Genomic DNA, 25,877 nt, shown 5'->3' with positions numbered 1-25,877 from the left:
TTGGATATGGATAAGAAAAAGGTAATGCTGGTGTTTGGCACCAGACCTGAGGCGATTAAAATGTGTCCTCTGGTAAAGGAACTGAAAAAACGCGAAAGCTTAGAAACAGTGGTTTGTGTAACCGGTCAGCACCGCCAGATGTTAGACCAGGTTTTAGAGGCGTTTCAGGTGACACCGGATTACGATTTGTCTATCATGAAGGACAAGCAGACCCTTTTTGATGTGACCACGAACATTTTAGAGCGCATCAGAGAAGTGCTGGAAAAGGAACAGCCGAATGTGGTTTTGGTACACGGCGATACCTCTACTACCTTTGCGACCGCTCTGGCATGTTTTTATCTCCAGATTCCGGTGGGACATGTGGAAGCAGGACTTCGGACTTATAACATCCATTCGCCTTTCCCGGAGGAGTTTAACCGTCAGGCGGTGGGCATTGTGGCAAAATTCCATTTTTCACCTACCGAGATGTCTAAGCAAAACCTTTTGAATGAAGGCAAAAATCCCGATGATATTTATGTAACGGGCAACACGGCTATAGACGCCTTGAAAACTACCGTACAGGAAAATTATACCCACGAGCATTTAGAGTGGGCAAAGGGCTCAAGACTGATTACCATCACGGCACACCGTCGTGAAAATCTGGGCGAGCCTATGCGCAACATGTTCCGTGCCATCAAACGGATTATTGACGAATATCCCGATATCAAGGCGGTTTATCCGATTCATATGAATCCCGTGGTGCGTGAAGCGGCGGCGGAAATTTTCGGCAACTGCGACAGAATCCGCATCATTGAACCCCTTGAAGTATTGGATTTTCATAACTTTTTGGCAAGAAGCTATCTGATTTTAACGGACAGTGGCGGTATTCAGGAGGAAGCACCCTCCCTGGGCAAACCCGTTCTGGTTATGCGTGATACAACCGAGCGCCCCGAGGGCATTGAGGCAGGTACATTAAAGCTGGTGGGTACAGACGAGACCTTTATTTACGATACCTTTAAACTGCTTTTAACCGATGACGATGCGTACAATCAGATGAGCCTTGCAAGCAATCCTTATGGGGATGGCTTTGCCTGCAAGCGCATTGCAGATATTTTGTGCGAAAAACTGTAAAAATACCAAGCCTCTGCGTTTTTCAGGCAGGGGCTTGCTTTTAAAAGGAGAAAGAGATGGCAGTAACCAAAAAGAAAACCGAGCTTGACATACTCAATGTGTTTCTTTGCGTTCTGGTACTTTTTATACACACGGCATCTGAGCCTGTAACAAAGCTTTCGGCAGATGCGGTGGCTTTTGCACCGCTTTTTATGCTTTGGAAGGCGGCAACGGTGGCAGTACCCGGCTTTTTGTTTGTTTCCGGCATTAAACTGGGACTTGGCTTTTCTTCGAGCCGTAAAAGCTACGGTGCTTTTCTGCGGGACAAGCTTTTGAAAATTTATGTGCCGTATGTTTTGTATGTATGCGTTTACTATGTATACTTTATAACAAAGGACTATTTTTCGTTCCGCTTTTGGGATTTACTGTCCTACATTTTCATCGGTGACCTTGCCGCGCACTTTTATTTTGTTGTGATTTTAATGCAGTTTTTTATACTGATGCCGATTTTTAAGAGTTGGATTGAAAAGTACAGTCCCTTGCTGTTACTGACGGCATCATTGCTTGTAACCGTGCTGTTCGGGCAGTTTTTGCCGGATATGCTCCGAGCGGTTTCGGGCGGAAAAATCGAATTTTTGTATAATGACAGACTGTTTACGAGCTATTTGTTTTACTATATGCTTGGGATGCTTGCCGGGCATAAATACAACGCGTATCTGGCGTTTTTGAAAGAGAACAAAAAGCCGATTGTAATTTTGGGATTGTTTGTGTTGCTTCTGAACATAGGTTTTTCGTATGCAGAGCGGAAAAACGGCGTTTATTTTGGTTTTTCCTATCTGTTACAGACGGTGTATTGTGTAGGCATTCTGCCCTTGCTTTCGGTGGTTGCGGTGTCGCTTGCAAAACACAAAAAGCCCTTTGAAAGCAAAACGTTCAGGATGATTAACGCATCTACCTTTTCGGTGTATCTCTTGCACCTCTTGGTTATGTTTAGTGTAAACGATTTACTGGAATTTCTGCCGTCTTTGGGCATCTTGGAATTGTTTGTCCTTCGGTTTACGGCAACCACTCTGATCACCTTTGGTCTATGCATGCTGTATGCATGGCTGAAACAGAAATTTTTCAAAAAATAAAGGGGGAGACCTAAATGAAAATTGTAACTTTTAATATTCGCAGTTGCTACGATGGATGGGATGGTGTAAACAGCTTTATACACCGTGCAGGGCTTGTGCATGATGTTATTGCAGAAAAAAAGCCTGATATTATTGCTTTTCAGGAGGTTATTCCGAAAACGAAAGAGCTTTTGGAGGTTGTGCTTCCGGAGTATTTGATTTTAGGACACGGCAGACTGAAAGATTTTAGCGGTGAAGGTGTATTTACTGCCATTCGTAAGGAAACGGTGGAGCTGCTCGGGCTGGATGTGTGCTGGATGAGTGATACGCCTTATGTGCCTGAAACCGGATATAAAAACCAAAGCCAATGCCCCAGAACGCTGAACACTGCGATTGTTCGTTATAAGCCCACGGGTGAAAATATGTATGTGTATAATGTGCATCTTGACCATATTGAAAGCTCGGCTCAGGAAGATGAGCTGAACTTTATGCTTGAAAGAATGAAAGCGGATAAGCAAAATAAATATGATATTCCTGCCGTTGTAATGGGTGATTTTAATTTAAAATGGGGACAATCCGCGTGTGTAAAAAAATTTGCAGAACAAAAAGAACTTCCGCTTAACAAAATTACAGGGCCTTATCCTGCAACATTCCACAACTTCGGTACGGTAGATCAGGAATATGAAATTGATTATATTTTCGTGACCGATGAATTGAAGGATAAAGTGCGGTCGGTTACCCTGTGGGAAGATGAACATAACGGCATTTTCCTTTCCGACCACTATCCTATATGTGCAGAAATTGATTTGTAATTTTTGTTCCTGACCTGATGTGAATTATTGCGGTTGATACTCAACCGCAATGAATTGCCTGCGGCATGAATTGAAATCTTACGATTTCATGAATTGAGCCTGACGGCTCATGAATTGCACTAAAGTGCATGAAAGGCGATTCAATTCATGGAGCAAAGCGAGAATTCATGGTGGGACGCCAATTCATGACAACAACAGTTGTCAATTCATTAAACTTGGTTTGCATCTAAACCTTATGTGTCGCAATTGCGTTGCATAGCAACGCAGCTAAATTCGCTATCGCGAGCTAAATTGAACAAGTTCAGCTAAATTGCCTTGCGGCAGCTAAATGTGCTTTGCACGCTTAAAGCGAATTTAATTTAGCTACTCCAAAGGAGTAATTTAGCTATGGAGTAAGATGGAATAATTTAGCTTTGCAACTTGTTGCAAAATTTAGCTAAAACAAGTTGCATCTAAACCTTATGTGTCGCAATATGGATATGTCGAAAAATATCGAACAGATAAATAAGAATTTGCAGGTGAACTATATGAGAACAAGAAAGGTTGTTGTACTGCCATACGATGCGGCATGGCAATCAGCTTTTGAAAAAATAAAGGGTGAGATTGAAGAAGCAATTGGCGATTTAATCATCGGTGTTGAACACGTCGGAAGCACCTCTGTCGAAGGAATGTCTGCTAAACCTTGCATTGATATTGATGTGATTATTGGGGATTACTCGGTGTTTGCTGCGTTAGTTGACGGCTTGAAAGCAATCGGATATATCCACGAGGGTAATCTTGGTATTAAGGATAGAGAGGCATTTAAGTATTCAGGCAAAGAGCATCTGCAAATGCATCACTTGTATGTATGTCCGAAATACTCGGAAGAATTGCACCGTCATATTGCATTCAGAGATTTTCTCCGAAGCAATCCCGAAGCGGTTAGAAAATACAGTTTGATAAAAGAAAAAGCCGCCGAGCTATTTCTAAATGATATAGACGGATACATGGAGTATAAATCACCATGCATTGAAGAACTGTATAAAGAATGCGGTTTGAAATAAATTCCAATTTATTTATATGTTTTTAGTTATAATTTGATATGAACAGATATCAAAAAGGTTTGCATCTAAACCTTATGTATCGCAATATAAATATGTCGAAAAATGACGAAATATGAAAGAGGGGTGGGAATATGAATTTGTGGCAAACCTTTGAAATAGATAAAGCCAAATGTTCCAATAATGGCATTTCATTTCGTTATGAAAAAGGTATAGATGAAAGTTTAAAACAAAAATATAAAATGTTTGCAAAGTGGTTAAGGCATACATATGTTTTTCCTGTTCATCTAACAGTTTATATCAAAAACTGTGAAAAAGTTAAACTTCTAAATGGTAAGTGGGCATATGGTAGTTTCAGATGGTTTGAAGATAAAGAGCCATATATTCGTATTCCATCTAAAATAAATGCAGAATTATATCAACAGTATGATGGAGAAGAACTTTATGAACAAGTTATTTCTTCATTAGTGCATGAATTATCACATTATTTTCAATGGGTTTTGGGTGGCGAACAAGACGATAAAACATCTGAAAGACAAGCAAATTATTTTAGGTATAGAATTATAGATAAATTTAATTCAAATCAATAATTTTTTGTTCCTAACTCGACACAAACTTGACACCAAAAAGGTTTGCATCTAAACCTTATGCCTCAAAATATGGATATGTCGAATATTGTCGAAAGGATGAGATTTAATGAAAAGGATTATTAGTTTAATGCTCTGTTTGTCGGTTGTTTTTTCAATCCGATTGGTTTTTGCAGAAAATTATGAATATTATAATGTTGATATTGAATCCTGTAATGAAATTAAGGTTTCATATTATAATGGCGGAGAGTTTTCTGATCCGTTAATGGCTGGATATTATAAATATGTCACCACGGATTCTGCTGAGATAGAAGATATTCTTAACGGTCTTTCAAACATGAATCTTACTCCGTTTAATGGTGGATGGGTTGCATCTGGTGGAGAATCGTTGAATATTTATGTTGATGGTGAAATGGTTATTAGTTTTCACTTATCCTCAAAAGAAAAATATTTGTGTAGAACACCAGATAAATCCTATGAATTTTCAATAGAAGAATGCCGGAATTTAGAAGATATTGTGTTAAAATATAAAACAAAAAATGATACTAAAGTGTATTTGAACGATGAAGAAATCAGATTTTATAACAGCCCTGTTATTACGAATGACAGAACACTTGTTCCTGCTAAAGTTGTAGGAGAGGCATTGGGAATAGAGGTTAATTGGGGTGGTGACCGTGTTATTCTAAGACAGGGAGATGAATCGTTGGTTATATATAATGATCGTGTATATGAAAATAATTCTTTTATTCCGATAGATGTTGGATATCAGGTTATTGACGAATTGGCAATGATTCCAGTTAGAAAGGTTGCAGAATTTTTTGGATATGATGTGAAGTGGGAAAATAACTCTGTATATATTATATCAAAATGAATTTTTAGTTCTAACTTAACACGAATTTGTAAAGATTGTCGAAAAAAGTCGAATTCAAAAAAGCCTTCCCCTTGAGGGGAAGGTGGGTTGCGAAGCAACTCGGATGAGGTGGAAAAATAACGATTGCTTTCGCAATCTACACCTCACCACCGCCTACGGCGGAGCCTCTCCTCAAGGAGAAGCCTTTGGAAAGGCATCTAAATTATACAGCCTTTATACCTTAAAATAGACTGCATCTAAACCTTATGTGTCGCAATGGGGATTTGCTGAAATGTGTAAGCCAATTCATGGTAACGTTTCTTCAAGGAAAAGTCTGAAAATTGATTATATCCGTCAGGATAAAACAGACATAAAATATTTCGGAGGCATTATGAAAAATACATTTTTACCTGTCTGCCGTAAGGATATGGAGGACAGGGGATGGGAACAACTGGATTTTCTGCTTGTTACGGGTGATGCGTATGTGGATCACTCTTCTTTTGGTACGGCTATTATCGGCAGAGTGTTAGAGCATGCAGGCTTTAAGGTGGGCATTGTGGCACAGCCTTGCTGGCGCTCTACCGAGGATTTTTTAGTGATGGGCGTGCCGAAATACGGCGTGTTCATCGGAAGCGGAAACATTGACTCTATGGTTAACCACTATACCGCTTCTAAAAAACGCAGAAGTGACGATGCCTACACCCCCGGCGGTGTGGCGGGCAAGCGCCCTGACAGAGCGGTAATTGTATATGCCAACCGGGCAAGGGAAGCGTTCCCGGGTTTGCCGGTGGTTATTGGCGGGATTGAAGCATCCCTCCGCCGATTTGCCCATTACGATTACTGGGACGATAAGGTGCGCCGTTCGGTGCTTGTGGATTCGGGTGCTGACCTTCTGGTATACGGTATGGGCGAAACCCAGATGGTCGAAATTGCAAAACGACTGTCCTCGGGTACTGATGTGCATGAAATTACAGACATTCCCGGCACCTGCTATTTAACCAAAAGCATTCCGCATGAAAAATGCTTTGCATGCCACTCGTTCAGCGAGGTTTCCAAGGATAAACGGAAATATGCCGAAAGCTTTATGATACAGTATCAGAATCAGGATCCCTTTACGGGCAACACGGTGATTCAGCCCCACGGGGATTATTATCTGGTACAGAACAAGCCTGCCAAACCCCTTTCCCGAAAAGAAATGGACATGGTGTACGGCTTGCCGTATATGGGAACCTATCACCCCATGTACGAGGAAGCAGGTGGTGTGCCTGCCATAAAGGAAGTAAAGTTCAGCTTAACCTCTTCCAGAGGGTGTTACGGCAACTGTTCTTTTTGCGCACTGACCTTTCACCAGGGCAGAATTATCACATCGCGCAGTCAGCAATCTATTCTGCGTGAGGCAGAAAAGATGGTTTGGGACCCTGAATTCAAAGGATATATCCATGACGTCGGCGGACCAACCGCGAATTTCAGAGCACCGTCCTGCGAAAAGCAGGGAACAAAGGGGAATTGTCCCAAACGGCAATGCTTATTCCCGGTACCATGTGAAAATTTACGGGTGGACCACAAGGAATATGCAGAGCTTTTACGAAAGCTTGCAGACATTCCAAAGGTGAAAAAAGTGTTTGTTCGGTCAGGTATCCGGTACGATTACCTGATTTACGATAAAGATGATTCGTTTTTCTATCAGCTTTGTGAAAACCATGTGTCGGGACAGTTAAAGGTTGCGCCCGAGCATGTGTCGGACAGGGTGCTTTACTACATGGGTAAGCCCGGCAGAAAGGTGTTTGATGCCTTCTGTGAAAAGTACAGGGCAGTCAATAAACAGCTGGGTAAAGAGCAGTATGTAGTGCCGTATTTAATGTCAAGTCACCCCGGCTCAGAGCTTACGGATGCCATTGAGCTGGCAGAGTATTTACGGGATATCAAGTACACACCCGAGCAGGTGCAGGATTTTTATCCCACTCCCGGTACACTTTCGACTTGTATGTTCTTTACGGGGCTTGACCCGAGAACCATGGAAAAGGTGTATGTACCCAAATCCTATGAAGAAAAGAAAATGCAACGGGCGCTTTTGCAATACAGACGACCCGAAAATTATGAAATTGTAAAAAAAGCATTGATAAAGGCGGGCAGAACAGATTTGATTGGGTTTGACAAGCATTGTCTGATTCCGTTCCGACCCATTAAAGGAGGAAACAAAAATGACAGCAAAAATTCTGGACGGCAAGGCGGTTTCGGCAAGAATCAAGGCGGAACTGGCAGAAAAGGTACAAAAGATAAAGGAAAAGGGCGTCAGCCTAAAGCTCGCGGTGGTCATCGTCGGTGAAGACCCAGCTTCTCAGGTGTATGTGCGCAACAAGGAAAAGGCTTGTGCGGAAATCGGTGTTGAATCCGTAAAATATGCTTTACCTGCAGAAACCACTGAAGCAGAGCTTTTGGAATTGGTAAAAACCTTAAACGAAGATAAGACCACAAACGGTATTTTGGTACAGTTACCGCTTCCGAAGCATATTGACGAAAAGACTGTTTTGTATGCTATCGACCCCAAAAAGGACGTGGATGCGTTCCATCCCGTAAACGTGGGTAAAATTATGATTGGCGACTTTGATTTTGTGCCTTGTACTCCTGCAGGCGTGATGGAGCTGATTAAGGAATCGGGCATTGAAATCTGCGGAAAAGAATGTGTGGTTATCGGCAGAAGCAACATTGTGGGCAAGCCCCAGGCGATGCTTTTGCTGCACCAGAACGGCACGGTAACCATTTGTCATTCCAGAACCAAAAATCTGCCTGAAGTGACCAAAAAAGCAGATATTTTGGTTGCGGCTGTGGGTATTCCGAAGTTTGTGACCGCTGACATGGTAAAACCCGGTGCGGTTGTCATTGACGTGGGTATGGACAGAGATGAAAACGGCAAGCTTTGCGGCGACGTGGATTTTGAGACCGTAAAAGAGGTGGCAGGTGCCATTACACCCGTACCCGGCGGTGTAGGACCCATGACCATTGCAATGCTGATGCAAAATACCGTAAAAGCTGCAAAGGTACAGGGCTTTGTGGAGGAATAAAGATGGATATCACAAAATTTTATGCAGGCGAAAATGAAAAGCCTCTTGATAATATCGTAAGCGACGGCGGATTCTGCAGTATTTTCCGCACCATCGGTTGCGTGGGAGACAGCTTGTCGTCGGGTGAGTTTGAATCGCTTAATGAAAACAACGAGCGCGGTTACCATGACATGTACGAGTATTCCTGGGGGCAGTTCATGGCACGAATGATGGGTTCTGAGGTATACAATTTTTCCAGGGGCGGTATGCGTGCAGATACATACTGCAAAACCTTTGCGGACGAAAAGGATTTCTGGAATCCCGACAAAAAGTGCCAGTGCTATATTTTAGCACTTGGGGTAAATGATATAACGCATATAGATGAATATGAAGGGGGCTTGGGCGAAGCTTCGGACATTGACGTAAACGATTGGCACAACAACAAAAAGTCCTTTGCGGGCTATTACGGACAGATTATTCAGCGGTACAGAGAAATTCAGCCCCGTGCGCGGTTTTTCTTAATGACTATCCCGAAAAAACAGCCCGTGGATGAAAAAAGAGTTGCGCTGGAGGATGCACATCAGAAGCTTCTGCACGAAATTGCAGAGCTGTTTGACCACACCTATGTGCTGGATTTAAGAGAATACGCACCCCTTTATGATGCGGAGTTTTACCGTCATTTCTTTATGGGACACATGAATCCCATGGGGTATGTGTTAACCGCCAAAATGGTTGCCTCCTACATTGATTTTATCATTCGGAAATATCCGGAGGATTTCAATCAGGTGGGCTTTATCGGCACAGATTTATACAATAAGGATTTTAAAGATTAAAGGAGATTTTAGCTATGATACCAAAGGCGTTACCTTATATTGCAAGATTTGAAAAATTAGGATTCGGTATGTTTGTACACTGGGGACTTTATTCTCAGATGGGCAAAGGCGAATGGGCAATGCACATGTACAAAATGCCCAAGGAAGAATATATGAAGCTGTTTGACACCTTCACTGCAGAGGATTTTAATGCGGAAGAACTGGTGCTGACAGCCAAAAATGCAGGTATGAAATATATCACCTTAACCACCCGTCATCACGAAGGCTTTTCGCTGTATGACACTTGTGGCTTGAATGAATACGATGCACCGCACAGCCCTGCAAAGCGTGATTTGGTGCGCGAATTTGTGGATGCCTGCAACAAGCATGATATCATTCCGTTTTTCTATCATACAACCTTAGACTGGTGGAAAGACGAATTCGAAACCGATTTTGATGCGTACCTGGAATACTTAAGAAAATCGGTTGAAATCCTTTGTAAAAACTACGGCAAAATCGGAGGCTTGTGGTTTGACGGCAACTGGTCCAAAAAAGATGCGGACTGGAAAGAAGACGAGTTATATGCCACCATCCGTAAATATCAGCCCGAGGCAATGATTATCAATAACACAGGTATTCATGACCGCGGTGCTTTGGGTAACATTGAACTGGACTCTGTTACCTTTGAACAGGGCAGACCCGAGCCAATGAACCGAGAAGGGATGCCCAAATACTTAGCGGCAGAAATGTGCGAAACCATTAACGACCACTGGGGTGTTGGCTCTTGTGACTTTAACAACAAGTCTACCGCACAGCTGATTGAAACCCTCTGTGCCTGCAGGAAAGTCGGTGCAAACTATCTGTTAAACATCGGACCTACTGCCCAGGGCGGTGTTTTGCCCATTCAGAAATATACGCTTGAATGTGTGGGCGAGTGGGTTAAGATTTTCGAGCCTGCCATCCGCAATGCATTGCCCTGCGGTGTGGAAGGCAGAGGCAAGGATTTTGCACTCCGTGACGGCAACAAAATGTATTTCTTTATCCATGATTTAAAGATTGACGGCGACAAGGACGTTACCGTTTCCATGTCCAACGATGCGGCACGCACCTTTGCAGGGGTGAAAGGCAAAATCAGCAATCTGCGCTGGATGGATAATAATAAGGAATTACCCTTTACACAGATGGGCGACACCTTCCTGATGCATGCTACGGGCTTTGCTTACGGCATCAATTATGTGGTTCGTGTAGCGGTTGCAGATATTGAAGAATGATGAAATACAAATACATATTATTCGACTTGGACGGTACACTCACCGAGCCGGAGGAGGGCATCACCAAATGCATTCAGTATGCCCTCTCAAAGCTTGGTATTGACGAGCCGGACAGAAAAAAGCTTTGTAAGTTTATAGGACCTCCGCTTGTGCCTGCATTTATGGAGCATTACGGGTTTGACGAGCCTACTGCGCGGCAGGCACTGCTGTATTATCGTGAGCGTTTTTTGGTAAAAGGCATTTATGAAAATAAGGTGTATGACGGCATACCTGAACTTTTAAAAAGATTAAAAGAAGCAGGGGGTGTGCTTTGCTTAGCCACCACAAAGCCCGAGCCGCAGGCGAAAGAAGTGCTGCGCCACTTTAATCTTGCACCCTTTTTTGATGTGATTGCAGGTAGTGATTTGAATGAAACGGTGGTGGAAAAGCCGGATGTGATGCGTCTTGCTATCTCGCGCGTTGCAGGATATAACCCCGAAGAGGCGGTTATGATTGGTGACCGTAAATTTGATATTGAAGGTGCAAAAGTCCATAAAATCGACTCTGTTGGTGTGTTGTACGGACACGGTGATTTGGAGGAGCTACAGAACGCAGGAGCAAATTATATTGTGCAATCGGTGCAAGAGCTATGCAAACTGCTTTTAAATTAAAGATTGAGGGGCTGTAATAAATTTATAGCTCTTTTTTCTACGCAAAAATACATATTTTTTACCCACTATTGTATTGAATTTTTGATTTCTTGATTTATAATAAAATAAAAAAACAAAGGAGCATTGCTATGGGTATTGAAAATTCAAAGGCGTATGCAGAAAAATTGTTTGATGAGCTGTCTGTGGAGGACCTTGCAGGTCAGCTTATGTGTATACAGTTAAACAACGGCACAACTCCCGAGCAATTTGAAGAAATTGCAAAGGAAATCCGTCCGGGCGGTCTTTTCTTTGGCGGAAACAGCACAAAGGAACAGATTAAGCAATTTACCGATATTGCCAACAAATACACAAAAATCCCCGTTATTGTTGCAGGGGATGTGGAAAACGGTCCGGGTTGTGTTTTAAAGGACGAGGCGTATTTCCCGAGACCTATGGCTTGGGGGGCTTGCGATGATGAAAAGCTGATTGAAAGAGCCGGTCGCGTTACGGGCGAAATTTGCAGAAAAAACGGTGTGCATTGGAATTTTGCCCCTATTGTAGATATCAATTTTAACAAAGATAACCCTGTGGTAAATGTGCGTGCAGTGTCCGATAAGCCTGAGCAGGTGGCAAAAATTGCAGGTGCTTACATCAGAGGTATGCAGAATAGCGGCATGCTGATGGCGGCAAGCAAGCATTTCCCCGGAGACGGCATGGATGACAGAAATCAGCATTTCTGTACTTCGGTGAATTCTCTGTCCAAGGAAGAATGGATGAAAACCTTCGGGTATGTGTATAAAGAAATGTTTAAGCAGGGCACGGCATCTGTTATGGTGGCGCATATTGATTTGCCCTGGGTGGGTGACGAAGTAGACCCTGTTCTTGGCGGAAAGCCTGCAACCTTAAGCAAAAAAATCATCACAGACCTTTTGAAAGGGGAGCTGGCTTATGAAGGCTGCGTGGTTTCGGATGCCATGAGTATGGTCGGCACAAGCGTAATGTGTCCGCCCGATAAGCTGTCGGTTACCTTTATTAAATCGGGCGGTGATATGCTTCTGTTCCCGTTGCCCAAGGATTTTCATTATCTGGTGGATGCGATTCAATCAGGCGAAATCACCAAGGAACGTTTAAAGGATGCGTTTATCCGAATAATTGGTTTGAAAGCCAAGGCACGATTGTTTGAGGATCAGGATAAAATTGAAAATGCAATCGTTTTGAGCGAAAATATTGAGGCTTTGTCCCGGGAAATTGCTGAAAAAAGCATTACGGTTATCCGCAACACGCAAAATCTCATTCCGCTCTCTCCTAAAAAAGGTGCAAAATTTTTGCTGGTGAATTTGCAAAAAGTCGGAAAAACAGACCTTGCTTTTATGCAGGATATCAAAGTGCTTTCGGAAGAACTTGAAAAGCGGGGATATGTGGCGGATACATTAAGTGACAATGACCACTATCTGCTCGGCAGAATCAAGGACGACTATGACTGTATTTTAATCAACTGCCGTATGGAACCGATCAACTATTTAGGCGGAACACTCCGGATTAACTGGGATAATATCATGCCCTTCTGGCGTGGGGTTGCGGTGGACCATCCTTGTGTAATTTTCACCTCCTTCGGTGACCCGTATAAGCTTTACGAGCTTCCGTTTTTGCGTACCTATGTAAACGCATACAGTGCAGCGGCAGAAACCATGTCGGCATTTGTAAAGGTGCTTTTGGGCGAAAAGCCTGCGGTGGGAAAAAGTCCCGTGGAATTGAAAGGCTTCTTTGAAAGAGGCGTATAAAATGTATTTAAATTCTCCCTTCAAAAAAGGGAGAATTTTTTTGTAAAAAATCTTTGTTTTCTATTGCAAAAAAGGCGATTCTTTGGTATAATAAAATGAATAAGCATTTATGAATTTGAAGGATGGAAAATATGGCTCAGGAAAAGCGGATTGACGTGTCCGAAATGATGCGTCAGAAAGAAATTACAGAGAAAATCGCCGCACAGAACAAACGGCGAAAGCATATACCGAAGGCTTGCGTAATTACCTATGGCTGTCAGCAGAACGAAAACGATTCGGAACGCATCAAGGGCATGCTCACAAACATGGGATACGAAATGACCGATGTGCGGGAAGAAGCGGAAGTGATTCTGTTTAACACCTGTGCCGTGCGTGAAAATGCCGAGAAAAAATTAAAGGGCAATGTGGGCGCGTTAAAGCATTTGAAAGCCAAACGCAAAAAGCTGATTGTGGGCGTTTGCGGATGTATGGTACAGCAGGAGGAAATTGCCAAAGATTTCTTCCGTCGTTTCCGTCATGTGGGTATGGTGTTCGGCACCCATTCTCTTTACAGATTTCCTGAGCTTTTGCAAAAGGCAAAGTCGGGCAACCGTGTGTTTGATGTATTTCAGTCGGACGGTAAGATTTGCGAAGATATCCCGATGCTCAGAGATGACAAATACAAGGCATGGGTCAGCGTGATGTACGGCTGTAACAATTTCTGCTCTTATTGCATTGTACCCTATGTGCGTGGCAGAGAACGAAGCCGTTTGCCTGAAGATGTACTGAACGAAGTGAGAAGTCTTGCCAAAGACGGATGCAAGGAAATTACGTTACTGGGTCAGAATGTAAACTCCTACGGCAAGGATTTGCAAGAAAGCATGACCTTTGCGGAGCTTTTAAGAGCGGTAAACGAAATTGACGGCATTGAACGCATCCGTTTTGCCACCAGTCATCCAAAAGATATTTCGGACGAGCTTATCTTAGCCATGGCAGAGTGTGATAAGGTTTGTAAGCAATTGCATTTGCCCTTCCAGGCAGGCAGTAACAAAACCTTAAAGGCGATGAATCGAAGCTATACCCGGGAAAAATACTTGGAAACGGTTAAAAAGCTTCGGGAGAAAATGCCTGATATTGCATTGACCTCAGATGTTATTGTGGGTTTTCCCACCGAAACCAACGAGGATTTTGAAGAGACCATGACGTTGGTTAAAGAGGTTCGGTTTGACAACTTGTTTACGTTTATCTATTCCAAGCGAAAAGGAACTGTAGCGGAAAAAATGGAGCCTGTTTTGGACGGCAAGCAAATTCAGCATAATTTTGAACGGCTCGTAAAGCTTCAGAATGATATTTCCAGGGAAATTAATGAATCCTATCAGGATAAAATTCTTCTCGTGTTTGTTGAGGGAGAAAGTAAAACCGATAAAGAGGTTTTAGAGGCACGGACAGAAAGCAACAAGGTTGTAAACATCCGTGCGGACAAAAGCTTTATCGGAAAGACGGTTTCGGCAAAAATTACAGAAATCAGAACCTGGTCTCTGTACGGCGAAATTGTCTGAAAGAAGGGAGAGAAATACATGAAGGAATTTACCCCCATGATGAAGCAGTATCTTGCAATTAAAGACAATTATCCCGATTGTATTGTGTTTTACCGTTTAGGGGACTTTTATGAAATGTTTTTCGGGGATGCGAAGGTAGCATCCGAAGTTCTGGGATTAACCTTAACCGGCAGAGACTGCGGTCAGGAAGAACGCGCACCCATGTGCGGCGTACCCTTTCACAGCTGTGACGGCTACATTGCAAAGCTTGTAAAGGCAGGCTATAAGGTAGCTATCTGTGAACAGACCCAGGACCCGAACGAAGCAACAGGGATTGTAGAGCGCAAGGTCATTAAGGTCATCACCCCCGGCACCATTACCCTGCCGGACGTTTTGGAGGATACCAAAAACAACTTTTTGATTGCGATCTATAAATCGGGTCTTGGTTATGGCATTGCGGCGGCGGACGTTTCTACAGGCGAGCTGTATGCAACCTCTTTGGGCGGTGTGGCGGCAAAAACGGATTTGCTCAACGAGCTTTCCAAGTATTCCCCCTCCGAGGTGGTATATAACGACTTTTTAGCTGCAGACAAGGCGGTGCTGAATTTTATCGGGCATAAGTTTAAATGCTTGGCACAAAAACGTGCGGAATTGCCCGAGCCTGAAACGGTGGAGCTTTTAAAAAAGCACCTTTCCAACAAGCTGACCAAGGCGGTTGTGGAGCAGGAAAGACTCGGTATTTTAGCAACGGGACTTTTGATTGCATATTTAGAAGAAACCCAAATGACCGATTTATCCCAGTTTAATTTTGTGGAATTTTACCAGTCGGAGCAGTATTTGGGCTTAGACACGGTGGCAAGATATAATTTAGAACTGACTAAAACCATGCGCGAGCAGGAGAAAAAGGGGAGTCTGCTTTGGGTATTGGATAAAACCTGCACCGCTATGGGCGGCAGAATGATGGCAACCTGGGTACAGCAGCCGCTGGTATCCTGCGCACAGATTCGCAGAAGACACGAAGCGGTAGAAGAGCTTTTACAAAAGCATGCTTTGCGTTCGGAAATTCGTACAGCCCTTTCAGGCATCCGCGATATGGAACGCATGATTGCCAAAATTGACTACGGCAGTGCAAACCCGAAGGATATGCTGGGCTTAAAAGAGTCCATCAAAAGCTTTCCTGCACTTTTGCAGAGCATGCGCCATTTAAGCAGCAGTCTGGTCAAAGAGCTTTGTACCGAATTTGACGATTTAGAGGATATCCGGAATGTCATCCACGCGGCAATTGATGATGACGCGCCCTTTACGGTGCGTGAAGGCGGTATCATCAAAAAAGGCTATGATGAGGAGCTGGATACCTGGAGAAGCGGCAAAGAGGACGGTGCAAGCCAACTTTTAACCTTAGAAGCAAAAGAAAGAGAAGAAACCGGCATCAAGAATTTGAAAATTAACTTCAACAAGGTGTTCGGGTACTATATTGAGGTTACAAAGTCTTACTTTGATTTGGTGCCTGCTCATTATGTGCGCAAGCAGACTTTAGCCAACTGTGAGCGGTACATAACCGACGAGCTGAAGGTGATTGAAGATTTGGTGCTTCGCTCGGACGACAAAATTGTGGCAAAGGAATACAGATTATTCTGTGCCATCCGCGAACGTATCCGTGACGAAATTGAGCGGATTCAGCGTACCGCAAAGGTGATTGCAAGCATGGATGTTTTGGCATCTCTTGCAGAAACCGCATACAAAAACAACTATGTAAAGCCTGAAATTGATTTGTCGGGCGAGATTGATATTAAAGACGGCAGACACCCGGTGGTGGAAAAGGTGATGACAGATTCTCTGTTTGTGCCGAATGACACATACTTAGACAAAAAGGACAGTGCGTTTTCCATCATCACGGGACCGAACATGGCAGGTAAGTCTACTTACATGCGTCAGACAGCGCTTATTGTCATTATGGCGCAGATGGGAAGCTTTGTGCCTGCGTCCTCTGCAAGAATCGGTATTGTGGATAAAATCTTTACCCGTATCGGGGCTTCGGATGACCTGTCCTCGGGACAGAGCACTTTCATGGTGGAAATGAACGAGGTGGCGAACATCATCGAAAATTCCACCGAAAACAGCCTGCTGATTTTGGACGAAATCGGACGCGGTACCTCTACCTTTGACGGGCTTTCCATTGCCTGGGCGGTGGTGGAATATATTGCAGATGCCAAGAAAATCGGCGCAAGAACGCTGTTTGCAACCCATTACCACGAGCTGACCGAATTAGAGGACAAAATCCCGGGCGTGAAAAACTACTCGGTGGTTGCTAAAAAAAGGGACGATACCGTTGTGTTCCTGCGTAAAATTGTACGGGGCGGAGCAGACGAGAGCTACGGTATTGAGGTAGCCTCTCTTGCAGGCATCCCCGACACGGTTATTAAACGCGCCAAAACCATTTTAAAGGCTTTGGAGGAAAAGGGCACGGTGCAGGTTAAGGGAAAAGAAAAAGTGAGCAAGCTACCCGAAACCCAAGGGCTACAGTTTGATTTTTCTCAGGCGCCCAAGGATGAGTTGCTGGAAGAAATCAAAAAAATTGATATTAATGTGTTGTCTCCCATTGAGGCGATGAACAAATTGTTTGAAATTAAGAAAAAAGCAGACGAAATCTTATAAAACGGAGAATTGTATGGGAAAAATACAAGTTTTAGACGTTACAACCGTAAATAAAATCGCCGCAGGCGAGGTGGTGGAGCGACCGGCTTCTGCGGTAAAGGAAATGGTAGAAAACGCCATTGATGCAGGGGCGAACAAAATCACGGTGGAAATTAAAAACGGCGGTATTTCGTTCATCCGCGTCACAGACAACGGTGGCGGTATTGCGCCCGAGGATGTGGAGACCGCTTTCTTACCGCATGCTACCAGTAAAATCCGTTCAATTGACGATTTGAATGAGCTTTACACCATGGGCTTTCGCGGTGAGGCACTCGCATCTATCGCAGCGGTATCCAAGGTGCAGGTTTTAACCAAAACCAAAGATGCAACCTTTGGCACGGCACTCGAAATAGAGGGCGGTCAGATTCTTTCCAAGTCGGAGGCAGGCTGTCCCGACGGCACAACCATTGTGGTGGAGAATCTGTTTTTTAACACCCCTGCCAGAATGCACTTCTTAAAAAAAGACAGTGCCGAAGCGGCACATGTAACCGACGTGTTGCAGAAAATGGCACTGGGCTATCCGCAGATTTCGTTCCGCCTTTTAAGCAATGGCAGAGAGGTATTCTTAACCCCGGGTACGGGCGATTTAAAAGATGTGCTTCCTGTGATTTTCGGTAACGAAATTGCTTCTAAAATGGTGGAAGTGGATTTGGAGCGGGACGGGGTTACGGTAAAGGGTTATATCGGTTTGCCCGAAGTGGCGCGCAATAACCGCACCATGCAGAACTTTTTTGTAAACGGCAGATGGGTAAAATCCAAAGAAATGCAGTTTAGTGCAGAGGCAGGGTATAAAACCATGCTGATGACGGGCAAGCGTCCCATTCTGGTGCTGTCTGTGTCGGTGCTTCCGATGCTGACTGATGTAAATGTGCATCCCCAGAAATTAGAAATTAAGTTTGCCAATGAAAAGCTGATTACAAGTGCGGTGTTCTGGGCGGTGCAGGAGGCACTTTTAAGAGGCCCCAAAGCCCGTCAGGTGGAAAGCGTGGCGGAAGTGAAAAGTACCATGCCACAGCCTGATAAAAAGCCCGAGCCTGTTTCTTTCAATGTGATACACAAAAAGGAGACACCTGCAGAGCGGTACGAAAAGGAAGAAAAATCCTTTGACTTTTTTGCAGAAGAAAACAAGGCGCTGTTCACGGTAGAACCCAAGGCAGAGGTACAGGAGGATTTTTTCGGCACTTTAGAAGAACCTGAACCGAAATTTGCCGAAATGCAGCCCGAAGCACAGCCTGAAATGGTGGAAGCACCATCTGACGTATTGGATTTTAAAATCTGCGGGCAGGTGTTTAACACCTATATCATTTTTGAAAAGGACGGCGAAATGCTGATGATGGATCAGCACGCCGCACATGAGCGACTGCGCTATGAGGAAATGGTAAAGGATATGGCAATCCCGGGTCAGCTTTTAATGCTTCCCGAGATGATTACCCTTTCTGCCACCGACGGTGCGTTGCTTCTGGAAAACAAAGAAGCTTTCGAAAAGCTTGGGTTTGATATTGATGCATTCGGAGCAGGACAGTATGCGGTGCGTCAGATTCCGGAGGATATTACCACAGACCATGTGGAAGAAACCGTCACCGAAATCATTGAGCTGATTCGTCACAATAAAAAAGCAGAGGACATTTTGGACAAGGCATTCTTTATGATTGCCTGCAAAGGTGCCATCAAAGCCAACCATGCCATGCAAAAAGAGGAAATGGAGCTTCTGGTGCGTCTGGTGCTGGAAAACGACAGAATCCGCACCTGTCCCCACGGACGTCCGCTGATGATTTCGTTCACCAAAAACTATATCGAAAAAGAATTTAAACGGATTGTGTGATTTATGGAAAAAATGCCTTTAGTGGTTCTGTTCGGACCTACGGCGTCGGGTAAAACAAGCTTAGCTGTGCAAATGGCAAAGCGGATTGACGGCGAGGTGGTCACGGCAGACTCCATGCAAGTGTATAAACATATGAATATCGGCACTGCCAAGCCCACGATTGACGAAATGGAAGGTGTTCCGCATCATCTGATTGATATTGTGGAGCCGGATGAAAACTACAGCCTTTCCCAATACGCGGAGGCGGCACACAAGTGCATCCGGGAGGTGGTGTCCCGGGGGAAAACGCCCATTTTGGCAGGCGGTACAGGGCTTTACATCGACACGGTGGTGCAAAACATTTCCTTGTCCGAGGAGGTGCGGGATGAAACCTACCGTAAGGAATTGCTTGCCTTTTCTGAAAAAAACGGCAACGAAAAGCTGATGGAACAGCTTCGAAAAGTGGATGCGGAAAGTGCAGAGCGACTGCATCTAAATGACATCAAACGCATTGTGCGTGCCTTAGAAGTGTTTAAGGCGACGGGGATTCCGCAATCGGAACACATCCGACGCTCAAAAGATAAGGAAAGTCCATATGATGCACATAAATTCTGTATCATGCCATCAAACAGGGAAAAGCTTTATGAGCGTATTAACCTTCGGGTAGACCTGATGTTTGAAGCAGGGCTTTTAGATGAGGTTAAAGCTCTTTATGACAGAGGGATTGATGAAAGATTCACCTCCATGCAAGGGATTGGCTATAAAGAGGTTTTGGAGTATTTCCGGGGAAACTGCGATTTGGAATGTGCAAAGGAAAATATTAAACAAAGCACCCGTCGGTATGCCAAACGGCAGGTTTCATGGTTCAAGAGAGAGGAAAATACGATTATTTTGCCTATGGAATACGAAAAAAACTTGGAAATCTTTCAAAAATCTATGGAAATGTAAGAAATTTTGTAGTATAATAAAATCAGAGACAGTTTGTACAAAGGATAAGGAGGAACAAAAATGGGAAAACCGATTAATTTACAGGATGCATTATTAAGACAGATGATTAAAGAAAAAATTCCGGTAACAATTTTCTTAACCAACGGCTTTCAGTTTAAGGGACATGTTTGCGGCTTTGACAGCTTTGTGATTTTAATCGACTGTGAAGGCAAACAGCAGGTGGTTTACAAGCATGCGGTTTCTACCGTTTGTCCTGCGAAAAACATTGACATTAAGAAACTGATTGAAGGGTCAGCAGAATGAAAAAGATTTTAAAGATTATCATTCTGCTTGCACTTCTAACCGTGCTGGCGATTCTTTTTTACAATGTATATGTGTTGTTCAATCCGGAGATAAAAACGCAGATTGTATCTAAAGGAACCATTGAGGAAAAAATAACTGCAGAGGTTATGATTATCCGTGAGGAGTCTGTACTTTTAAAAGAATCGGATGTGATTGCAAGCTCGGGACTGGTAGACGGAGAACGGGTTGCAAAGGGTGAAAAGGTAGCAGATTTATATTACGGAGAGGTTTCTCCTGCTGTGCAGGCGGAGCTTCGTTCGGTCAGCGAGAAAATATTAAGCATTGAAGCACTTGCCGCCCGTTCGGAAAACACAGGCAGCTCGCCTGATACCATTATGCGCGGTTATGCAGAGGATGTTTTGAAAGCAGCACATAAACAGGATGCCGACGAGCTTTTTAAAATCAGAGGCAGTATTGAAGATGCGGTCATCCGTAAGATTGCTTCGGATGCGACAAGTGCTGAGTCGGTGCTGTCCGATTTAAGAAGCAGACAGGCAGAGCTGGAAAAGAATATCCAGGGTGATAAAAAGGAACTGTATGCCGATTCGGCAGGGGTGTATTTCACAAGCTTTGACGGTTACGAAGAAAAAGTGTCGGTGGAAGATTTTGAAAAGCTTCTGCCCTCATCGGTGGAGCAGATTAAAAAAGAAAAGGGCGAAAATAACGCCTATGATGCAACCATGAAGATTGCAGACGGATATATGTGGTATGTGGCAATTCCTGTACACGCAGACAAATTGCCGTCTGTCAGGAAGGGTGCGGATCTGGCTGTTCGTTTTCCGCGGTATGCAGAGGATGCGTATCCGGTTGAGGTGTTGCATATTTCCGACACCGAAAAGGACAGTGCGCTGGTTATCTGCCGCGGCACAACCTATACCGAGCCGGTTTATTATAACCGCTTTATGGAAGCAGAGCTGATTTTGAATTCCTATAACGGTCTGAAATTCTTTAAAGAAGCAGTTAAGATGCAGGACAAGCAACCGGGCGTATATGTGATGCAGAGTGACGGCACGGCAAAATTCAAGCCGGTGGAGGTGCTTGCTTCGGATGACGGCTACACGGTTGTAAGAGACGGTGAGGATTTAAAGATTTATGATGAAGTAATCATGACCGACACGCCCATTCAGGATGGGAGTGCGATTTCCGGTTAAAGACATTACAAAAAAAGAGAAAGGAGCTTGATACTATTATGTCGAAGAATAAGGTCTGGAACAAGATGATGAATTTTATCGGCTATCCTGAACAGGATGAAGATATTGAAGAATTTTTGGTTCCGGAAGAACCAAAGCGGCCGGACAGAGTGAAAAACAATGTCAGCGTGATTTCGGATACAAAAAAAGGAAAAATTGTAGATATTCATACAACCACAAAGCTTAAAGTGGTTGTTTTGATCGCAAAGAAGTTTGAGGATGTGTTAGATATTGCCGACCACCTCAAAGCCAAAAAACCGGTGGTAATTAATATGAGCGGTGTGGAAGAACGGCTGGCACGGCGCATGATTGATTTCTTAAGCGGTGTTGTATATGCTTCGGACGGGGGAATTCAGAAAATTTCCAAAGAAATTATGTTGGTAACCCCCTATACCGTTGAAATTATGGGTGATTTCCAGGATGAGCTTTTGTCTAAAGGCTTGTTTCCCTGGGAAGAGTAAGGAGATTTTTTGCATATGGGCATTATCATTTCAGTGGCGTTGGAAATTATGGGAGAGGTACTGACCTGGGCGATTGTGGTGCATGCACTTTTAACCTGGTTTGTACCGCGGGACAGTGCAATTATGCGTGTGATGGATGCTTTTATTGAACCGGTTGTGGCACCTTTTCGGATGCTCTTAAATAAAATCATCAGAAGACCGATGATGATTGATTTTGCACCGCTTTTGGCAATGCTCGTTATCCCGTTGATTGTAAATCTTTTGCAGGCTTTTGTTTTGAATTTATTTATTTAGGAGGCGTTTATATGACCCCGATTGAATTGCAGAATTATGAGTTCACCACCCAGAAATTCGGTGGATACAACAAGCAGCAGGTGGATGATTTTGTTGCACTTGCTTTGAAGGAGTTTGAGGTCTATTACCGGGAAAACCTGGAGCTTAAGGACAGGATAACCGTTTTAAACGAATCCTTAAAAACCTTTAAAAAAATGGAAGAGTCATTGCAGAACACATTGTTGTTTGCACAAAATACTGCAGATGACATTACAAAAAATGCAAAGCAAAAAGCAGAAACCATTCTGGAAGAGGCGAGAGTGACTGCTTCGGGAATCATTGATGACGCAAACAAGAAAAAAACAGACGCAGACAGCAAAACAAAGGAAATTGAAAATCACTATAAAATGTTCAAGGCGAAATATGAGTCCTTGTTGCAGGCGGAATTACAGCTTCTCGGAGATTTTGACGAATGAGTTGGATTCTGTTGAGTGCGGTTCTTGTTGCAGCAGACCAGCTTAGCAAGCTGTGGGCGGTTTCGGCATTAAAAGGGAAGGAAGCGCTTACGTTTATCCCGAAGGTTTTGCAGTTTTCCTATGTGGAAAACACGGGTATTGCGTTTGGCTTGCTAAAAAACATGCATGGGCTTGTGATTCCGATGAATATACTGATTATGGCAATTTGTATTTTTATGGCACACGGCTATGCAAAACGAAAGGCAAATGTCGCAACCTTATCCCTTTGCATGATTGTGGCGGGGGCTATGGGAAATCTGTTGGACAAAATTTTCAAAGGCTATGTGGTGGATTTCATCGAAACCGTTTTTATAGAGTTTCCCGTGTTTAACGTGGCAGACATCCTTATTTGCTGCGGTGCGGCGTTGCTTGTTATTTATGTATTGTTTTTAGATAAAGAGGAAAAAGATGGAAATCATTTGTGATGTGGCGGGGGAGCGTCTGGATAAATTCTTACCCGAAAAAACAGACAAAACCCGTTCGTTTATACAAAAAGCCATTGAGGAGGGCTGTGTTTTTGTAAACGGTACTCCTGCAAAGGCAAAATTAAAATTGAAAATCGGCGATGTGATACAGTATGAGGAACCGGAAGAAACGCTTGCTGAAATTGTACCGCAGGATATTCCGCTGGACATTGTATATGAGGACGAGGATGTGCTTGTGATTAACAAGCCAAAGGGCATGGTGGTGCATCCGGCACCGGGCAATCCTGATAACACCCTTGTAAATGCCATTATGAACCATTGCGGAGACAGACTTTCTACCATCAACACGGTGGTGCGTCCCGGCATTGTGCATCGGATTGATAAGGATACCTCGGGTTTGCTGGTGGTTGCAAAAAATGATACGGCACACAACGGTCTGGCAGAACAGTTTAAGGTGCATTCCATTGACCGTGTGTATTATGCGGTGGTCAAAGGAACTTTCCGGGAAAAGACGGGTAAAATTGATGCACCGATCGGCAGACATCCGACACAGCGCAAAAAAATGACAGTCACCGATAAAAATGCAAAGCATGCGGTAACGCATTTTAAGGTGGTGGAGGAGCTTTCGGGTTATACGCTGATTGAATGTCGCTTAGAGACCGGAAGAACCCATCAGATTCGCGTGCACATGCAGTATATCGGACACACCCTTTTAGGAGATACGTTGTATGGAGATAAGAACAAGCTTGGTATTGAAGGTCAGGTGCTTCACGCAGCGGTACTGGGGTTTGAACACCCGATAACGAAAGAGAGATTAATGTTTCGGTCGGAGTTGCCCGAAACGTTTAAAAATATAGTCAATCAACTCAAAGGATAAAAAGGAGAGTTTTTTATGAAAAAGTTTGAAACCATTAAGCACGATGTAGATTTGTGCGTAGTTGGTGGCGGTCTTGCCGGTATCTGTGCGGCAGTTGCGGCAGCAAGACACGGTGCAAAGGTTGCTATCATGCATGACAGACCAATGTTTGGCGGTAACTGTTCGTCCGAAATCAGAATGTGGGTTTGCGGTGCGGCAAACGGTGCAATGGATACCCGTGAAACCGGTATCGTAGAAGAACTGGAACTTGAAAACTGCTATCGTAACCCTTACAAAAACTATTCTATCTGGGATAGTGTAATGTATCAGATTGTTCGTTTCCAGGACAACATTACCATGATTTTAAATTGCTCCTGCTTAGATGCAGAAATGGCAGATGACAAGACCATCAAAAATATCACAGGCTGGCAGCTTACTACGCAGCAGTACCATGAAGTAACCGCAAAGATTTTTGCGGACTGCTCGGGTGACTCTATTTTAGCGCCTCTTACCGGTGCAGAATTCCGTTGGGGCAGAGAAGCAAAAAGTGAATTTAACGAATCCATCGCGCCCGACGAAGCAGACGGCCATACCATGGGCTTAAGCTGTATGATTCAGGGCAGAGAATATACCGAAGAAAGAAAATACATTCCGCCGTTCTGGGCAGAAAAGTTTACCGGTGAAAAGCTGTACGGCAGAAAACCGAACATGAAGTCTTGGAGCGAAAACTTCTGGTACATAGAGCTTGGCGGTATGGGTAATACCATTGCCGATTCCGAAGTTTTGCGTGACGAATTGCAGGAAATTGCATTCGGTATGTGGGATTATGTAAAGAACAGCGGTGAATGTGAAGATACCGAAAACTGGGATTTAGACTGGGTCGGTATGATTCCCGGCAAGCGCGAATCCCGTCGTTATGTGGGTGACCACATGCTTTCGCAGAACGATATTGAAGCAGAAGGCAGATTTGACGATATGGTAGCCTTCGGTGGCTGGACTATGGATGACCATCATCCCATGGGCTTCCGTTATCCCGGTGCACCCAACATCCACCATCCGGCTCCCGACCCGTTCGGCATTCCGTACCGTTGCCTCTACTCCAAAAACATTGACAACTTAATGTTTGCAGGCAGAAACATTTCCGCAACCCATATGGGTATGAGTGCAACCCGTGTTATGGCGACCTGCGGTACTATGGGTCAGGCAGTGGGTACTGCTGCTGCAATTGCGGTGAAGAAAGATACAACACCCAGAGGTGTATACGAAAACCACATCAGAGAATTGCAGAATGATTTGATGAATGATGACTGCTATCTGCCCTGGCATGCAAAGGAAATCAACGAGCTGACCAAGTCTGCAAAGGTTTCCTCTGACGGTGAATATACCGAAAATCTCTTTAACGGTCACGAAAGAAACTTTGGTGAAACCGAAAACGGCTGGATCGGTGACAAGGGTGGTTCTGTAACCTTTACTTTGGATGCGGCAAAACCGGTTGACCATGTACGTTTTGTATTTGACAGCTTCTTAAACAGAAAGCCTGTGGGTAACTATCACCACAACATGGATTCAAATGTTCTGCTGAACAGAGAACCCATCGTTCCGCCTTATACCCTGGTAAAGGAATTTGATGTAACCTATAAGCTGGCTGATGGCACAGAAGAAACCATTAAAGTGGAAAACAACTACCAGAGACTCGTGAAAGTTCCGGTAGGTAAAGATGTTACCGAAGTGAAGGTTACCTTTAAAGAAACCTGGGGTGCAGAAAAAGCACATGTATTTGCTGTAGAATTATTTTAACATAAAGTAAGGTAAGGGGGAGCAATCCCCCTTG

General features: G+C 43.9%; 23 protein-coding genes and 1 pseudogene. All 24 read left to right on the top strand.

The features are described 5' to 3' along the window. Positions 1–6: 6 nt before the first annotated feature. Positions 7–1,110: a UDP-N-acetylglucosamine 2-epimerase (non-hydrolyzing) gene (wecB, locus tag IJE10_09875; protein ID MBQ2968412.1), complete on the top strand. Its 1,104-nt coding sequence runs from the start codon at positions 7–9 to the stop codon at positions 1,108–1,110. Between the two features lie 56 nt (positions 1,111–1,166). Continuing rightward, entirely contained in the window at positions 1,167–2,222 is a 1,056-nt protein-coding gene (locus IJE10_09870) for an acyltransferase (protein ID MBQ2968411.1), read from the top strand. A gap of 14 nt (positions 2,223–2,236) precedes the next feature. Further along, complete coding sequence (locus IJE10_09865) at positions 2,237–3,013, top strand: endonuclease/exonuclease/phosphatase family protein (protein MBQ2968410.1); 777 nt, start codon at positions 2,237–2,239, stop codon at positions 3,011–3,013. Between the two features lie 527 nt (positions 3,014–3,540). After that, a complete protein-coding gene (locus tag IJE10_09860; GenBank protein ID MBQ2968409.1) occupies positions 3,541–4,056 on the top strand; it encodes a GrpB family protein in 516 nt (171 codons plus the stop codon). Between the two features lie 131 nt (positions 4,057–4,187). Next, positions 4,188–4,643 carry a hypothetical protein gene (locus IJE10_09855; GenBank protein ID MBQ2968408.1) on the top strand — a complete coding sequence of 152 codons (456 nt, stop codon included), beginning with the start codon at positions 4,188–4,190 and terminating at the stop codon, positions 4,641–4,643. A 106-nt stretch (positions 4,644–4,749) separates the two neighbouring features. Continuing rightward, positions 4,750–5,511 (top strand): hypothetical protein, encoded by a 762-nt coding sequence (locus IJE10_09850; protein MBQ2968407.1) that lies wholly within the window; start codon positions 4,750–4,752, stop codon positions 5,509–5,511. Between the two features lie 370 nt (positions 5,512–5,881). Beyond that, positions 5,882–7,660 (top strand): annotated as a pseudogene (locus IJE10_09845) (YgiQ family radical SAM protein). A 31-nt stretch (positions 7,661–7,691) separates the two neighbouring features. Further along, entirely contained in the window at positions 7,692–8,552 is an 861-nt protein-coding gene (folD, locus tag IJE10_09840) for a bifunctional methylenetetrahydrofolate dehydrogenase/methenyltetrahydrofolate cyclohydrolase FolD (protein MBQ2968406.1), read from the top strand. Positions 8,553–8,554: 2 nt separating this feature from the next. Beyond that, positions 8,555–9,364 carry an SGNH/GDSL hydrolase family protein gene (locus IJE10_09835; GenBank protein MBQ2968405.1) on the top strand — a complete coding sequence of 270 codons (810 nt, stop codon included), beginning with the start codon at positions 8,555–8,557 and terminating at the stop codon, positions 9,362–9,364. Positions 9,365–9,378: 14 nt separating this feature from the next. After that, entirely contained in the window at positions 9,379–10,614 is a 1,236-nt protein-coding gene (locus tag IJE10_09830; GenBank protein MBQ2968404.1) for an alpha-L-fucosidase, read from the top strand. Beyond that, positions 10,611–11,264 (top strand): HAD family hydrolase, encoded by a 654-nt coding sequence (locus IJE10_09825; protein MBQ2968403.1) that lies wholly within the window; start codon positions 10,611–10,613, stop codon positions 11,262–11,264. Before IJE10_09830 ends, IJE10_09825 begins: the two co-directional genes overlap by 4 nt. A gap of 128 nt (positions 11,265–11,392) precedes the next feature. Continuing rightward, the gene (locus tag IJE10_09820; protein MBQ2968402.1) at positions 11,393–13,024 is read left to right on the top strand and encodes a glycoside hydrolase family 3 protein; all 1,632 of its coding nucleotides are present in this window, start codon (positions 11,393–11,395) and stop codon (positions 13,022–13,024) included. A gap of 131 nt (positions 13,025–13,155) precedes the next feature. Next, on the top strand, positions 13,156–14,562 hold the full coding sequence (gene miaB, locus IJE10_09815; GenBank protein ID MBQ2968401.1) for a tRNA (N6-isopentenyl adenosine(37)-C2)-methylthiotransferase MiaB: 1,407 nt from the start codon (positions 13,156–13,158) through the stop codon (positions 14,560–14,562). A gap of 18 nt (positions 14,563–14,580) precedes the next feature. Next, on the top strand, positions 14,581–17,196 hold the full coding sequence (gene mutS / locus IJE10_09810; GenBank protein MBQ2968400.1) for a DNA mismatch repair protein MutS: 2,616 nt from the start codon (positions 14,581–14,583) through the stop codon (positions 17,194–17,196). A gap of 13 nt (positions 17,197–17,209) precedes the next feature. After that, entirely contained in the window at positions 17,210–19,057 is a 1,848-nt protein-coding gene (gene mutL / locus IJE10_09805) for a DNA mismatch repair endonuclease MutL (protein ID MBQ2968399.1), read from the top strand. Positions 19,058–19,060: 3 nt separating this feature from the next. Further along, complete coding sequence (miaA, locus tag IJE10_09800) at positions 19,061–19,984, top strand: tRNA (adenosine(37)-N6)-dimethylallyltransferase MiaA (GenBank protein MBQ2968398.1); 924 nt, start codon at positions 19,061–19,063, stop codon at positions 19,982–19,984. Positions 19,985–20,044: 60 nt separating this feature from the next. Next, entirely contained in the window at positions 20,045–20,287 is a 243-nt protein-coding gene (gene hfq, locus IJE10_09795; protein MBQ2968397.1) for an RNA chaperone Hfq, read from the top strand. Beyond that, the gene (locus IJE10_09790) at positions 20,284–21,477 is read left to right on the top strand and encodes a hypothetical protein (protein ID MBQ2968396.1); all 1,194 of its coding nucleotides are present in this window, start codon (positions 20,284–20,286) and stop codon (positions 21,475–21,477) included. Before hfq ends, IJE10_09790 begins: the two co-directional genes overlap by 4 nt. Positions 21,478–21,515: 38 nt before the next feature. After that, positions 21,516–21,977 carry a cell division protein SepF gene (locus IJE10_09785; protein MBQ2968395.1) on the top strand — a complete coding sequence of 154 codons (462 nt, stop codon included), beginning with the start codon at positions 21,516–21,518 and terminating at the stop codon, positions 21,975–21,977. Between the two features lie 15 nt (positions 21,978–21,992). Further along, on the top strand, positions 21,993–22,271 hold the full coding sequence (locus IJE10_09780) for a YggT family protein (protein ID MBQ2968394.1): 279 nt from the start codon (positions 21,993–21,995) through the stop codon (positions 22,269–22,271). 11 nt (positions 22,272–22,282) lie between these two features. Further along, positions 22,283–22,726, top strand: coding sequence for a DivIVA domain-containing protein (locus IJE10_09775; GenBank protein MBQ2968393.1), 444 nt, complete (start codon positions 22,283–22,285; stop codon positions 22,724–22,726). Next, the gene (gene lspA / locus IJE10_09770) at positions 22,723–23,190 is read left to right on the top strand and encodes a signal peptidase II (GenBank protein MBQ2968392.1); all 468 of its coding nucleotides are present in this window, start codon (positions 22,723–22,725) and stop codon (positions 23,188–23,190) included. The genes IJE10_09775 and lspA overlap by 4 nt, the downstream gene beginning before the upstream one ends. After that, complete coding sequence (locus IJE10_09765) at positions 23,174–24,067, top strand: RluA family pseudouridine synthase (GenBank protein ID MBQ2968391.1); 894 nt, start codon at positions 23,174–23,176, stop codon at positions 24,065–24,067. Before lspA ends, IJE10_09765 begins: the two co-directional genes overlap by 17 nt. 15 nt (positions 24,068–24,082) lie before the next feature. Next, positions 24,083–25,843 carry an FAD-dependent oxidoreductase gene (locus IJE10_09760; GenBank protein MBQ2968390.1) on the top strand — a complete coding sequence of 587 codons (1,761 nt, stop codon included), beginning with the start codon at positions 24,083–24,085 and terminating at the stop codon, positions 25,841–25,843. Positions 25,844–25,877: the final 34 nt, after the last annotated feature.

It is taken from the genome of Clostridia bacterium (assembly GCA_017410375.1).
Classification (GTDB): Bacteria; Bacillota; Clostridia; order RGIG6154; family RGIG6154; genus RGIG6154.
This window is presented reverse-complemented; position numbering and strand designations above follow the sequence as displayed.